Source organism: Sphingomonas sp. PEI4 (genome assembly GCF_056679955.1).
Window position 1 is genome coordinate 2,220,762 of the sequence record NZ_CM155258.1, and the last position, 13,775, is coordinate 2,234,536.

The 13,775-nt window shown below is 59.6% G+C and carries 15 protein-coding genes; 8 read left to right on the forward strand and 7 right to left on the reverse strand.

The genetic code is table 11. From position 1 onward, the window contains the following. Nucleotides 1–281: 281 nt before the first annotated feature. Together AC1MLZ_RS10165 and AC1MLZ_RS10170 are read right to left on the reverse strand one after the other, a co-directional pair. Nucleotides 282–1,907 carry a M28 family metallopeptidase gene (locus tag AC1MLZ_RS10165; RefSeq protein WP_480958347.1) on the reverse strand — a complete coding sequence of 542 codons (1,626 nt, stop codon included), beginning with the start codon at nt 1,905–1,907 and terminating at the stop codon, nt 282–284. After that, nucleotides 1,904–2,347 (reverse strand): MAPEG family protein, encoded by a 444-nt coding sequence (locus AC1MLZ_RS10170; RefSeq protein ID WP_480958348.1) that lies wholly within the window; start codon nt 2,345–2,347, stop codon nt 1,904–1,906. Before AC1MLZ_RS10170 ends, AC1MLZ_RS10165 begins: the two co-directional genes overlap by 4 nt. Nucleotides 2,348–2,563: 216 nt before the next feature. Between AC1MLZ_RS10170 and rpmF the strand changes: the two genes are divergently transcribed. The 5 genes from rpmF to AC1MLZ_RS10195 all read left to right on the forward strand — a co-directional run bounded on the left by rpmF (nt 2,564) and on the right by AC1MLZ_RS10195 (nt 5,551). Beyond that, on the forward strand, nt 2,564–2,743 hold the full coding sequence (gene rpmF / locus AC1MLZ_RS10175) for a 50S ribosomal protein L32 (RefSeq protein ID WP_056054400.1): 180 nt from the start codon (nt 2,564–2,566) through the stop codon (nt 2,741–2,743). A 41-nt stretch (nt 2,744–2,784) separates the two neighbouring features. Next, entirely contained in the window at nt 2,785–3,813 is a 1,029-nt protein-coding gene (gene plsX, locus AC1MLZ_RS10180; protein WP_480958349.1) for a phosphate acyltransferase PlsX, read from the forward strand. Beyond that, nucleotides 3,810–4,778, forward strand: a complete 969-nt coding sequence (locus AC1MLZ_RS10185; RefSeq protein WP_480958350.1) for a beta-ketoacyl-ACP synthase III — start codon at nt 3,810–3,812, stop codon at nt 4,776–4,778. The genes plsX and AC1MLZ_RS10185 overlap by 4 nt, the downstream gene beginning before the upstream one ends. Nucleotides 4,779–4,872: 94 nt before the next feature. Further along, nucleotides 4,873–5,172 (forward strand): integration host factor subunit alpha, encoded by a 300-nt coding sequence (locus AC1MLZ_RS10190; RefSeq protein ID WP_107963972.1) that lies wholly within the window; start codon nt 4,873–4,875, stop codon nt 5,170–5,172. A 4-nt stretch (nt 5,173–5,176) separates the two neighbouring features. Continuing rightward, nucleotides 5,177–5,551, forward strand: coding sequence for a MerR family transcriptional regulator (locus AC1MLZ_RS10195; protein ID WP_480961522.1), 375 nt, complete (start codon nt 5,177–5,179; stop codon nt 5,549–5,551). 117 nt (nt 5,552–5,668) lie between these two features. On the opposite strand, the gene AC1MLZ_RS10200 is transcribed toward AC1MLZ_RS10195, so the two are convergent. Together AC1MLZ_RS10200 and AC1MLZ_RS10205 are read right to left on the reverse strand one after the other, a co-directional pair. Continuing rightward, nucleotides 5,669–6,184, reverse strand: a complete 516-nt coding sequence (locus AC1MLZ_RS10200; protein WP_480958351.1) for a Ros/MucR family transcriptional regulator — start codon at nt 6,182–6,184, stop codon at nt 5,669–5,671. Nucleotides 6,185–6,863: 679 nt separating this feature from the next. Then, complete coding sequence (locus AC1MLZ_RS10205; protein WP_480958352.1) at nt 6,864–7,043, reverse strand: hypothetical protein; 180 nt, start codon at nt 7,041–7,043, stop codon at nt 6,864–6,866. A gap of 1,261 nt (nt 7,044–8,304) precedes the next feature. On the opposite strand from AC1MLZ_RS10205, the gene AC1MLZ_RS10210 reads away from it, so the two are divergent. The 3 genes from AC1MLZ_RS10210 to AC1MLZ_RS10220 all read left to right on the forward strand — a co-directional run bounded on the left by AC1MLZ_RS10210 (nt 8,305) and on the right by AC1MLZ_RS10220 (nt 11,118). Next, nucleotides 8,305–8,634: a TIR domain-containing protein gene (locus AC1MLZ_RS10210; protein WP_480958353.1), complete on the forward strand. Its 330-nt coding sequence runs from the start codon at nt 8,305–8,307 to the stop codon at nt 8,632–8,634. A gap of 50 nt (nt 8,635–8,684) precedes the next feature. Beyond that, complete coding sequence (locus AC1MLZ_RS10215) at nt 8,685–9,515, forward strand: DUF4231 domain-containing protein (protein ID WP_480958354.1); 831 nt, start codon at nt 8,685–8,687, stop codon at nt 9,513–9,515. A 244-nt stretch (nt 9,516–9,759) separates the two neighbouring features. Continuing rightward, nucleotides 9,760–11,118 (forward strand): TIR domain-containing protein, encoded by a 1,359-nt coding sequence (locus AC1MLZ_RS10220; protein WP_480958355.1) that lies wholly within the window; start codon nt 9,760–9,762, stop codon nt 11,116–11,118. A gap of 52 nt (nt 11,119–11,170) precedes the next feature. On the opposite strand, the gene AC1MLZ_RS10225 is transcribed toward AC1MLZ_RS10220, so the two are convergent. From AC1MLZ_RS10225 to AC1MLZ_RS10235, 3 genes are all read right to left on the reverse strand, one after another. Continuing rightward, entirely contained in the window at nt 11,171–11,353 is a 183-nt protein-coding gene (locus tag AC1MLZ_RS10225; protein ID WP_480958356.1) for a DUF6771 family protein, read from the reverse strand. A 702-nt stretch (nt 11,354–12,055) separates the two neighbouring features. After that, nucleotides 12,056–12,373 (reverse strand): hypothetical protein, encoded by a 318-nt coding sequence (locus AC1MLZ_RS10230; protein WP_480958357.1) that lies wholly within the window; start codon nt 12,371–12,373, stop codon nt 12,056–12,058. 113 nt (nt 12,374–12,486) lie between these two features. Further along, on the reverse strand, nt 12,487–13,644 hold the full coding sequence (locus AC1MLZ_RS10235) for a tyrosine-type recombinase/integrase (RefSeq protein WP_480958358.1): 1,158 nt from the start codon (nt 13,642–13,644) through the stop codon (nt 12,487–12,489). Between the last annotated feature and the right edge of the window lie 131 nt (nt 13,645–13,775).

Sequence of the window (13,775 nt, forward strand, 5' to 3'; positions counted from 1 at the left end):
GCCCCTGCCGCTCCCCCGCAAGCCTTCCTGTTTCCTCGCGAACGCGGGGGTCCAGGATACCAAGCGGTACCGCCTGTAACCCTGGGCTCCAGCGTTCGCGGGAGAACACGAAGAAGCAGAAGCGCGACCTCCCAACGCTCCACCCCGGCGGAGGCCGGGGCCCAGTTGGGGGAACGTAATTGGCGGACGGGGCGTGCCGTTACCGCGGCTTTCCAATTGGGCCCCGGCCTTCGCCGGGGTGGTAGCATGGTAGCGCTGGTTACTTGCGTGGTGCGAAGACCTTACTTCCGCTCCCCGGCCGTCTCAGCCCGCACCGACTTGAACTCGGACCCGTCGCGCCACTCGGGCCACAACCGGCTGTTCGCGAGCTTCGTCCCGATCGTCTGGAACAGCCCCACATCCTGCGCCGCACCACGCAGATCCCAATCCGCGCCCCAGGCGTCGCACGTCTGGTGATAGCATTTCATATAACCGTCGAGCCAAGCCTGCCCCGCGGTCCGGCCACCCTTGACCAGATCCGGCGCACCGCTGATCGCCATCAGCAGCAGCGTCGGCACGCCGCGCCGCGCGACCGAGAAATGGTCGGCGCGGTAGAACAGCCCGCGTTCGGGAAGGGCTTCGGGAGTTACGACGCGGCCTTGCGCCTTCGCCGCATCGCCCAGCATGTCCTCGAGGCTGTTCTGGCCCGCGCCGACCAGCATGACGTCCTTTGCAGGCCCTGCGGTCTGGAGGATGTCGAGCGTCAGGTTGGCGACCGTCTTGGCGGCCGGATAGACCGGGTTCACCGCATAGGTCTCCGAACCGAGCAGCCCGCGCTCCTCGCCGCTCCACAACGCGAAGACGAGGCTGCGGTCGGTGCGGGGGGCCTTGGCAAACCCACGCGCCAGTTCGAGCACGCCCGCCACGCCGAGCCCGTCGTCGTTCGCGCCAGGCCGGATCGTCCGCCCCTGCGCATCCGGCGCGCCGATCCCGTACGCGTCCCAGTGCGCGCCGAACATCACGACTTCGTCCGCGTGCTTGGTGCCTGGGAGCTTGGCGAGCACGTTTTGGCTCTCAGCGGTGTCGTGCTTGACCGGCAGGTCGGTCGTTAATGCCTGCTTCAGCGCCACCGGACGGAAGTCGCTCCGCCGCGCCGCCTTGCGCAACGCCGCCAGATCGAGGCCCGAGGCCGCAAACAACCGGGTCGCAGCGCCACCTTCCAGCCAGCCTTGGAGCATCACCCGCGACTCGGGATCTTTCCGCACGATGTCGTAATTCTCGCCAGCCGGCGCCGTCACCGTATTCCAGCCGTAACCCGCCCCCGCTGTGTCGTGGACGATCAACGCCGCGACAGCACCCCGCCGCGCCGCCTCTTCGAATTTGTACGTCCAACGGCCGTAATAGGTCATCCGCCGGTCGCCAAACTTGCCCTTCGCATCGTCGCCGGCGACCGCTTCGAAATCGGGGTCGTTAACGAGGAAGACGGCGACCTTGCCCTTCAGGTCGAGGCCCTTGAAGTCGTCCCAGCCGCGCTCGGGCGCGCTGACGCCGTAGCCGACGAACACCATCGGCGCGTTCGCTATCGCAACGCGGTCGACACCGCGCACCGTGCTCAGATAGATGTCGCGCCCCTGCACCAGCGCGGTCTCGCCAGCGCGGACCGTGCCCGAACCCATGCGTGTGTGGACGAGCGGCACGGGCTGCGTCCAGCTGCCGTTCGGGCCGCCGGGCTGCGCCTTCATCGCCTTGAACTGCGCGATCAGCCAGGCGATCGTCTTGGTCTCGCCGGGCGTGCCGGGCGCGCGGCCCTCGAACGCGTCGGAGGCTAGCGTTTTGACGTCCGCCGACAGGCGTTCTGGGGAGACCTGAGCGACCGCAGGCGTCGCCGCCAGGAGCGTGGCTGCGGCTAGAAGGTAGCGCGCGCTCATGCCTGACTACCTGATGGCACGACCTGGAAGGTCTTCGCAGCGGGCACGCTGTTCGCCTGATACGCGATCGCCAGCGCCCAGCCGGCCAGCACCGCCATCAGCGCCCAGGTCGCCAGTGCGCCGCCGGCCCGCGGCACGCTCGACGTCGTCTTGTCCATCCCGAAGGCGTGCGCGATTCGCGCAATCACGAACACCGCGCCGGCGATCCACAGCCACAGCGTCGAGCCACCGGCCAGTTCGATCAGCCCGATCAGGATCAGGATGAACGGCGCATATTCGGTGAAGTTGGCATGCGCGCGCATCCGCGCCTGCAAGCGCTGGTTGCCGTCGTCGCCGATCAGCACGCTTTCCTTCAGGCGCATCGGGACGATTCGGAAGGCGAGCCACAGGTTGACGACGGCGGCGGCGGCGGCGATCGTCAGCGTTACGGGTAATATCACGGCGTTGCCCCTCGAATAATCAGGTCTTTTGTCAGGCGTATGCCCTGCCACTCCGGGCGGAAGCTTGCAACGCGGGGTGAAATCGCTATAGCGCCACGCTTCGCGAGCGTCAGGCCGCATGGGTTGCTTCAGGCGGCCGGCATTCTTGTCGGTTGCCTGTGTCCCGTGTCCGGACGTACTCGGAGCCCCGACCTTTAGATTGAACAAGGTGCCGAAATGGCCGTCCCCAAAAGAAAAACCTCGCCCTCCAAGCGCGGCATGCGCCGTGGCCACGATTCGCTCACGATCGCGTCGTTCCAGGAATGCCCGAACTGTGGCGAGCTGAAGCGTCCGCACAACCTGTGCGGGTCGTGCGGTCACTATAACGGTCGTGAAATCCTCTCGATCGAGGGCTGAGGCTTCCGTCCGGAACCTCTAACTTGAACGAAGGATAAGCGATGCCCGACAGCGGCTGGATCGCGGTCGATGCGATGGGTGGCGATGACGGGCTGGCAGTGATGCTCGCCGGTGTCGCGCGCGCGCGACATCAATTCGAGGGCATACGCTTCCTGCTGGTCGGCGACGAAGCTGCGATTCGCGAGGGGCTCAAGGCTCATCCGAACCTGTCGCAGCATTCGGAAATCGTCCACGCGCCGGAAGTCGTCGGGTCGAGCGAAAAGCCGACCCAGGCGATTCGGCGTGCCAAGAAGACCTCGATGGGCATCGCGATCGACCTGGTGAAACAGGGTCGCGCCGCCGCCGCGGTGTCGTCGGGTAACACCGGCGCGCTGATGGCGATGGCGAAGCTGTCGTTGCGAATGCTGCCTGGTATCGACCGGCCGGCACTCGCAGCGCGTCTGCCGACGCTTGGCGATACCGACATGGTGATGCTCGACCTCGGCGCGAACACCGAGTGCGACGCGCGCAACCTCGTGCAGTTCGCGATCATGGGTGCCGCCTATGCCCGCACCGCGCTCGACATCCCGCACCCTCGCGTCGCGCTGCTGAACATCGGCAGCGAGGACATGAAGGGCACGGACGAGATCCGCGATGCGGCAGCGCAACTGCGTGCCACGCCGGCTGTCGACATGCAGTTCAACGGCTTCATCGAAGGCGACCGTCTGTCGCGCGGCGAAGTCGACGTCGTCGTGTGCGACGGATTCTCGGGCAACATCGCGCTAAAGACCGCCGAGGGCACCGCGCGATTCGTCGCCGACCTGCTCAAGCGCGCGTTCCGCAGTTCGGTCCGCTCGAAGCTCGGCTTCCTGATCTCGCGACCGGCGACCGAATTGCTGCGCGATCATCTCGATCCCAACAATCACAACGGCGCGGTCTTTCTCGGGCTCAACGGGATCGTCGTGAAAAGCCATGGCGGCGCCACCGAGCGCGGTGTTGCGACCGCGATCGGCAACGCCGCCAAGATGGTCCGCAACGATCTGGTCCGGCGCATCGCCGAAGACCTCGGTACTGTGGAGAAGGCGGCATGATCCGTTCGGTCGTCATCGGCACCGGCTCCGCCCTGCCCGCGCGTCGCGTTTCCAACGCCGAACTCGCAGAGCAGGTCGACACCAGCGACGAGTGGATCGTCGAGCGCACCGGCATCCGCTTCCGCCACATCGCCGGCGAAGGTGAGACGACCGCGACCCTCGCTGCCGACGCCTGCCGTGCGGCTTTGACCGCCGCCGGTATCGAAGCGCAGGACATCGACCTGATTGTGCTCGCCACAGCGACTCCCGACCAGACCTTCCCTGCCAGCGCCACCAAGGTGCAGGCGATGCTAGGCATCAACGACTGCGTCGCATTCGACATCGCCGCGGTCTGTTCGGGCTTCCTGTACGCGGTCCAGGTCGTCGACAGCATGATCCGCAGCGGCGTCGCCAAGCGCGCGCTGGTGATCGGTGCCGAGACGTTCAGCCGCATCCTCGACTGGGAAGACCGGACCACCTGCGTGCTGTTCGGCGACGGCGCCGGCGCGATCGTGCTGGAGGCACAGGACACGGCCGACGAGGGCGGCCGCGGCATCCTCACCACCAAGCTCCACGCCGATGGCCGTCACAACGAACTGCTCTATGTCGATGGCGGCGTCTCGACCACCGGCACTGTCGGCAAGCTCCGCATGAAAGGCCGCGAAGTCTTCCGTCATGCCGTCACTAACCTGGCATCGGTGATGACCGAATCGCTGGCGATGGCCGGGCTGTCGTCGGACCAGGTCGACTGGGTCGTGCCGCATCAGGCGAACGCGCGCATCCTCGATGCTACGGCGCGAAAGCTTGGTCTCGCACCTGCGAAGGTGGTCGTAACCGTGGACCAGCATGCCAACACCTCTGCCGCCTCGGTTCCGCTCGCGCTGGACGTCGCGGTGCGGGATGGGCGGATTCAGCAAGGGCAGATCGTCGTTCTGGAGGCGATGGGCGGCGGGTTCACCTGGGGTGCGGCGGTTATCCGCTTCTAATCTTTGTGAAACGCTTTGATTCGCTTGCAGAACAAAGCCCTTCCGGTCGCCTGTCCCCTTGTGTAGGTAGTTCACCAAGTGTGGGAGCTTGCCAATGACGATTACCGGTACTTTGACACGCGCCGATCTGGCGGAATCGCTGCACGGCAACGTAGGATTGTCGCGCGCGGATTCGTCCAAGATTGTCGAACAGATCCTTGCAGAGATGTGTGGCGCCCTGTCGCGCGGCGAGAACGTCAAGATTTCGGGGTTCGGCACGTTCGTGCTTCGCGACAAGGGCGAGCGCGTCGGTCGCAATCCGAAGACTGGTATCGAGGTGCCGATCGCACCCCGCCGCGTGCTGACGTTCCGCGCCAGTCAGATGATGCGTGAGCGCATCGTCGGTGCCGGCTGAGGCGATGTCGGGCGACGCCGACGATAGCGGCTCGCCTCCCACTGGAAAAGCTGGCGCAGCGTTTCGAACAATAGGCGAACTGTCGCGTGAGACGGGGTTGCCGCAGCATATCCTGCGCTATTGGGAGACGCGGTTCCCGCAGTTGCGCCCACTGCAACGCGCGGGCAACAGACGCTACTACCGGACCGAGGACATTGATCTGGTCCGCCGGATCGACATGCTGCTGAACCGCGAGGGGTATACCGTGCGGGGCGTCCAGCAGCTGCTAACGGCAGAGAAGACCCCACCCGTTGTGCGAGAGACGATCACGTCTCCGATCCCCGCACTGCGCGCCATTCGTGCGTTGCTTGCCGAGGCACTGATCGAAGACGGCGGCTAGGCCTGGTCCAGGCCTAGCCGAAGTGACCACCGATCTTCAAAAGCAAGGCCGGGGGAGAAAAGTCCGACACGGTCTTGCCGGACGAAAAAGGGGGAAGGCTTCGCCCTCCCCACGCACTCAGGCATCGCTGCCAAGCGTCTTCTTGGCGGCGTCCAGTGCGGCCTTACCGCCCTTGCGAACCGTCTTCACCGCGCCATCGGCTGCCTTCTCGACGGTCGAGCCGGCCTTGCGTCCGAGGCCGATCGACTTAGCCATCGCCCGGCGTGCTTCCGAATAGGTCGCCGCGACCATCGGATAGTCCGCCTTCAGGTTGAAGCGCTCGCGATACTGCTCGGGCGTGAGGCCGTTCGTCGACAGATGCCGACGCAACGTCTTGTACTTCTTGCCGTCAAGCATCGAGATGATGTGATCGGGCGATGCCAGCGACTTTCGCACCGATACGGCAGGCTCAGACGCAGACGTGGGTGCCGCCTCAGGCTCCACATCGCCATTCCCGGTGAGTTTCTCGACCGCGGCATGCATCGCAACTAAAAACGCCGGCACGTCGTCAGCGGCAGTGCGCGTATTGGGGTTCGCCAGCCATGCTGCCGTCAGTTCGGCGGCGAGTTCGACCGTGTTGATTGTATCCGTCACGCTATTTCCTTGAATTCGTAATGCAGCCCACCGGTATCCACCTACAGAATTTGCTTGAGATAACACGGCGACATTAAGCATACGCCTTACAATTCCTTTTGTTCATCTGACTATTAAATTATTCGTCACCCGACCCGAACTTGCCGCCTCTTCACGCCGATGACAATATAACGGGATCGCAAGCCCTCGCTGATCCGACCGCCAAGAAAGCATGTTCTTCGAAATGGCAACGCGTACTTTACGCTCTTCAAACCCACGCGAGCAACGGACGTAAGGGTTGGTCGATCAGCGCATCGCCACGCTCCTTGCAGCTTACGCACCTCGCCGCGATAGCGCCCGTATATTGCGATGATCCCTGGCGATAATTCGGTGAAACCACTAGGCTATCGGGACGAACCGATGTCGCCCACTCGTGGGGCGAAGTCATTGCAACGCTCGTCCACTGAGCAGGAGAGCGGCGACGGCGGGCTCTACTCCCGGTTACTTGAAACGGTTGACGATGATCAAAACTCCGTCCTCAATCCCGGCAAGAGCCACCGATCACGCCCCGGCCTTCATGATATAACCGGCGGCGGATGCTCAACGAAATTTCTCCTACCCCCGGCAGTAGCTATCGCAATCTCAAAGATCGCCAGTCTACGTAATCGAGTACCGGTCACGCCCAGCGGTAAAACTACATCTACAATGTCGAATTGACCGATGCGAGTGCCTCTTCGAGATAGAAGCTATGCGCGATGTTGCGTACGACCTCTCGTGCTTCGCCACTATATTCCGTAGCGATGACCGCGAAGGCGTCGACCAGTTCGCGAAGAAATCCTTTATCCAGCGCTTCAAGATCGGCACCCAGAACCTCCATCATCTCGACAGAGGTATCCGGATACAGCAGGTCCTCGTCTGTCAGATCTGCAAAAACTACAAACGAGCGACGATGCAGGCAACCTGCATGGCTATCATGGCTTCACCACCCTGACTTTGATGTTGATGACGTTCATCTTCTTCAGCAGCTTGAGCGCTTTGGCCTTCTGGCCAGGGTTGGGAACCTCCGACGTTCCGAGAAGTCCTGCTCCGCCAACACCTGCGATTGGCGCAATAGCTTGGCTCGTGCATGCGGAGCGTCGGTGACGCCCCATTTCCGATCGATAACGTATTCGCCTTGTATGCCGTCGAACTTGACCGGTCGCTTCGAGCCATCAGGCATCGTCCGCGTGAGCGTCGGCACCTGTCCAGGGCGCGCACCAGTCGCCGAATCTCATATGCGTCGCGCTTGAGAGTTTCCTTCACCGAGCCGATCTGCGGCGGATCATAGGTCGTGTGTGGCCTCGCCATGCGCAGGCCGCGCAACGCGGAAATCTTGGAGCCCCCCCCCCCCCCGGCGCGACCGTCAGCGCAACATTCCCGGCGACCGATCCCGTGGCGCGACCGAGATGCCGCGCCGAGGCTTTGGCAACGGCGTCTGCCCCACGCGAAATCTGTCCCTTGGTCGTCTACAAGGCACAATGCTGTAGGATGGTGCGCTTACAGGACTCGAACCTGTGACCCCCGCATTACGAAGGCTAGTGACGCACCGGGATTAGTTGAAGGTTTACTGATAGTTATGAGCCAATACCTTATGCCCCGGCGGCGGCACCCAGCCGCTTCCCAGTTTGGGGTAAGATCGCTGAGCAGCCGTTTCCTACCGAAAGCGCTTTGGCATGGGAAAACCGGAAAAGTCGACCTGCGCTATACCTGCAGACGAGTGACTGGCCGCCCCCTCCCGCCGATGGTGATCGCCGCCGCACCCCCTGTATCTCGCAGCCTAAAAGAGACCGAAGTGGCAGCTTCAAATGACGCATGCAAAACCGTTCATCTTCGATGCGTGAGGCAAGGCGTGAGTACAGGGCGAGTTTAGTGGGGGCGTTGATTGAGTCGGAAGGTGCGTCGTCCGACCCGGCTCCATCGGTCACTCGGATAGCCGCTTGAGTAGAATCTCCGTTCTGCGCTTTGAACCGATTTGCGTATGCTACGAGATCGCATAGGGTAACGGTAGAGGGGACCTCGCAATGCCGAACTTACACAACTATCGTCTCTTTATAAGTCACGCTTGGGACTACAGCGAGGGTTACAATCGCGCTCTTCGGTTTTTGAACGAAGCCAACAACTTCATTTTTACAAACTACTCAGTTCCTGAAAGTAGAGCTTTTGTGGGAATGAATAGCGAGCAACTTGGCGATCAGATGAAGGCACAAATTAGGCCGGTCCAGTGCGTTATCATCCTGGCAGGAATGTACGTCAACCACAGTGGCTGGATCCAATATGAGCTCAATTATGCGAAGCTTCTTAACAAACCAATCTTAGGAATCATTCCTTGGGGGCAGGTCAGAACCCCGCTTGCCGTTTCGAACGCTGCAACAAAGATGGTCGCCTGGAACTCAGCATCGATTGTTGCAGGCATCCGTGAGATCACGCCTTGAGTACTGTTTCCGCCTTCGACTACCCTGCGCTCTACGATACAGCGGGGGATATGTCGTCCGAATCACAAACATCGTTTTTGCGACTGATCCGTGGCGAATACGCATTGTTAATTGTAGCTGCAATACTTTCTATGAACTGGAGCAAGAAGCCCGGTTTTTTCGCTGTCTATGCTATTGTTCTGCTCGCATCGTTAGGAGTTCTCATAGGTCGGAGCCTATGGAAGCCAGAGCAGGGATGGTATCGTGGCCGCGCCTTAGCAGAGTCTATCAAGACATCTTGCTGGCGGTACTGCATGAGAGCCGAGCCATTCGGCGATGTGCCGACGAAGGAAGAAGCTCGCGCTTCATTCAGAGAGCATTTGCTCGATATTTTACGAGTTAACCGATCTATTGGAGATCGGATGCCGCCGGATAGCGCAGCAAACGATCCCATCCCTGGATCAATGCAGACAATCCGGGGCTTATCACTCGCCGATCGGAAGGCGTATTATCTGGAACATCGGGTTAAGGACCAGCGTATTTGGTACGCTCGCAAAGCTCGCTTGAACAAGAATGCAAGTCGCTTGTGGTTTAGCGTAGGCATCGCTGCATATTCAGTAGGCATCTGCCTAGCACTAGCGCGAATCGCTTATCCTGCTTGGGAGCTGTGGCCAATTGAACCAGTGATAGTTTTTGCGTCGGCGATAGTCGGCTGGACTCAGGTAAAGAAGTTTAATGAGCTAGCGTCTTCATACACGCTAACAGCACTTGAGATTGGGCTTATTAAAGACAAGATAGACACTGTGTCATGTGATCAGGAATTTTCTGAGTTTATCAATGATGCTGAACAGGCTTTCTCGCGAGAACATACACAATGGGTTGCGAGGCAGCAGACCGACTAGCCGCAAAGAATGATTAAGATCGCAAACTCTCTTAAAATCAAGGCTGCCTGAGTTGACGAGACGACTCGGCCGCGGCGTCCAATAGCGAATCGGAGTTTAGCGCGCGGTAGTGCATGCGGTGTACACGGACCTTACGCAGCAATAAGCGAGGGATCCTGCTCACTTTCACTTTTCCTTAAGCTGCCGTCTGCCGGTTCGATACCGGGTCTCCCTAAAAACTCGTGCGTTTATGAGGTCGTTTTCGATGGATGAAAAAGCTCTGATTTTCCTCTCTTACGCCTCACCTGACTACGATCGAGTCCACGAGTACTACGTCGCCTTGTTAAACGATGGGCTCGATCCATGGCTCGACAAAGAGAAGCTCGTCGCCGGACAGAGCTGGGATTTTGAGATAAAAAGAGCTCTGTCTAGAGCTGTGATCATTGTCGTATTCCTTTCTAATAATTCCGTAACACGGCGAGGATATGTACAGCGCGAAATTAAGATTGCCTTGGATCAGGCCGACGCTAAGCTTCATGATGACATATATCTAATTCCCGTTATGCTGGATGAGGTCATTATTCCGCCGCAGCTCCAGGCGATCCAAGTCATAGGCGTCGCTACAGAAGATCCATACAAACAGTTGTCGCGCGCAATTGATGAGCAGCTTAAACGTCTAGGACTCGAGAATTCTCGACTGCAGGGCGATCCGCAGCTTCGCTGGAATATGATTTGGCACCGCGATAAGTGGGAGGGGCTGCCTGGCTATGACACGTCATACCAAGTTCCCCGTTTTTTCTCGGACGAAAACCCGCAGGCGAGCGAATTAACGGACGTTATCCGAGGCTGGGCCGCAGCTGAGGCAATGGTACAAAGAGAGGTCAAGTTCTCGCAATCGACCGAATATTGTAATTTCGGTCAGCATCCTTTCCGTCGCATGAATAGCTGGGAGGCAGCATGCGGCGCTCCAATCGTTCAGGAGAGGGTGGTAAGCATATCTTACGCCGTTCACTGGATGGGCGCAGGTGCCGCGCATCCAAATATGCATTTCAAGACATTCGCTTTTACGATAAATCCGACGACTCAAATCCTGTCGTTGGAGTCGATTTTTTTGGATGCTGATAGTGCCTTCAATGTCTTACAAAATGTTATTCGGCACCAGCTCCTCCATGATAATGAGCGCTTCCCGGACCAAGATCCTAACAACCCAGAGCTAGGGGAAGAATGGGTAAACTCCGGAACGTCTAACTGGAGCGATCTAAGCAACTTTGTTTTCACCGAAGAAGGCATCGATTTTCTGTTTTCCCCTTACCAAGTGGCAGCTTACGTGTTTGGCCCCCAGTTCGCGACCGTTAAATATGAAGAAATTGCAAAGTTCTTGCACAAGCACTATGCCTTTGCGCTTGGTGTAGAACATCTTCAGCATGAGCGGCTCTCGACGCTCACATCCCAATTGGTAACAGACTTTATTGAGAACTCGGCGACGCACGATGGTGCCGAAGTACGGGCGACGGACGCGGCACCGCTTAATGCCAATGACGGAAGAACAAAGGCAGCAGACTCTATGGCTTCCGACGCTCCGCTCGCCGAAGAATCTTCGACGGTACCCTTGGGCGGTTATTAGGGCTCGACCAATCTAACGCCCGTTGCGGAAACGACAAATATACTTATCAAGGTTATAGCGGCAGACGAAGCTGCCCCGCCTCGATGTCGAGCGCCTTGTAGAGGGCGTTGTAAACGTGCTCCGCAACTTCGCGTCGTGCGTCCGCCCTCAATCGCTCTTGCGGCACCGTAAGCGCCACGAGGGCCCAGCCTGGAGCTTGCTCGATCAGGTCCGCGATCCGTTGGGCGGTGATCAAGCTCGCCATCAACCGAACGCCATTGCGTGGGGCGACAGGCCACGTTTAGCGAACTCCGCCTCGATTGGCGCCAGTAAGCTTTCGGGACCGTCCTCCATGCACTGGAAGTAGACCGTCTGCATCTCGGAAGGCCGCAGCTCGGGCAAGATTTCCGCAATCAGATGGTGCGTCTGAGACAGCGGTTCAGCGCCATTGCGCATCGACTCGGGTGCGTGCTCCATAAGAACAAATGTGGAACAGGATTCGGGTTGAGTCAACGTGCTAACGGTTGCTACTGATCTCGAAGTGCGGTCGTGAGAATGGAAAATGGGGAGGCTCTTCAACCTCCCCGGTCCGTTACCGTCCTTCCGCACGTATATGATTCGGAACAGAGCCAATGCGGTTCACGCGATTACACGCGCAGGACGGTCTTTTCGAACAACGCTGGACATGCGCCTGTCATTGGAGTCGGCTCCGACCTCCGGATCATGAACCGCCATTCTCCGGGGAATGTCCATGACCGAGTAACGAATTGTAAACTTATGACGAAGAGCGGCGGCAGTCCTCAATCGATCGGTCCGTTGGCGACTTAGAAGCTCACGCCTACCGACAGGCATACTTGGGACATCCGGAGCTGAATGGACCCCGTTCCGCGAAGTGCGGTTACAGCGGCCTCCTGGCTTATCAGGATCGAACGATTCGATGTCAGGGCCGATCGAGGCCTCAGGTGGCGGGCAGACTGTAACGCTCGTCCTCATCACAATCCCAGAGCCCATCCAGTCCAGACTTCTCATTGAGCGTCGACAGCACATCGGATGCTCGTAGCGGCAGAACGCGGGCGATGCGTTCGATCCAGTATTCAGTCCTATATCCAGCCTCAAGGCATTCGAGGATCAGGATAGTTGCCAAGTCTGCTTTCGAAGCCCTTGGGCCGTGCGATGCAAGCTCATTGCGTGCCTGGACGATGAAGGGCTTGAGCTTGCCCTCAAGCGCTGCTGTTCGAGCTTCGCCAGTAGCGTCAACGGTGTTCGTGTCAGTCATGATCGTGCTTTCGGTCGATCGGCTTCGACGTGCGAAAAGCCGAAAAATAATAGGGTGGATTCCCCGACCCACACAGCCGGCAAAGCGCCAGCGCATGGATCGGGGAAATGTAGCTAGTTCGACCACCCTGCCTTTGCCGCGCCAGCCTCGGCCGCTGCGAGCAGAGTGTCGTTGGCAAGGTGGGAATACCTTTGCGTGGACTGGTAGGAAGCGTGACCGAGCACCTTGCCAACCGCGAACAAATCAACCCCACTATTGATCATGAACGAGGCGGCCGAGTGCCGGAGATCGTGGATACGCAGGTCGTGCAGACCGGCGTCATTCCTGGCCTTCTGCCAAGCGTGCTTGATCGTCGTGAAGGGTTTGAGCGTATCGGGGTTGGGCAGAAGATACTGACACCGGCCGACCCGAGGCAGCTGCTCAATAATGCCGATCGCCGCCTGAGACAGGGGCACGTGACGGGACTTGCCGGTTTTAGAAGTAGGGATGAGCCACGCACGGCGTTCAAGATCGACGTGCTGCCATTCAGCGTTGAGCAGTTCGGAAACGCGCGCGCCGGTCAACAGGAGCAAGCCGACAATGGCAGGCAGCAGCGCGTTGCGTGACGCCGCCACCGCCTTCTGCAGCCGCCGCGCTTCTTCGACACTTAGAAAGCGTTCACGAGCGTTATTGATGGCCGGACGACGAATGCCAACGACTGGATTACGGGTGACGCCGGGGGTGCCCCAGGTCAGGGCTAGAGAGAACGAGCGCCCGAACGTCACCCGAATCTTCTCGACTGTTGCGGGTGCCAGCCCCTCGCCCGCTTTCAGCGCCAGCCATTGTGCGACGTCCTGCTGTCGAATCTCCGTCAGGCGAACCTTCCCCCAGCGCGGCAGGATGTGCCTGCGGACATACATCTCCGTCGTGTTGTAGCTCCGTTGATAGGTCTTGGCATGCGCGAGGTGCATGACGGCCAGCTCCGCGTAGGTCGGCACAGCTTTGACGTCTTCCTTCACAGCCGCCGGATCTCCGCCTAAAGTAATCGCCGACCGCAACCGTTTTGCCTCTTTGCGGGCTTGATCGAAGGTAATGTCTCCGAACACACCAATCTTGTGCTGGCGCTGGCGATCATGTTTGTCGTTGTAGCGCATGTAATAGGTCTTACCTCCAGAGGATCGTACCTCTAGGACGAAGCCCGTTGTTATCGTATCATAGTATGTTTCCTTGTTTTTGCCTTCTGGGCAGGAGGCGATGAGGCAGAATGTATTATCGAGCTTTGCCTTGGGCATGATTATGTTTCCTAATTTGTGTACGTAAACCGCGATCACCTGAGAGCCCCGGCGAGCGGCGGCGGAGCCGCGGTAGGCAGTGGTGCACTGTTCGAACGAAACGTCGTCGAGTGGCCCTGCATTGATGCCTA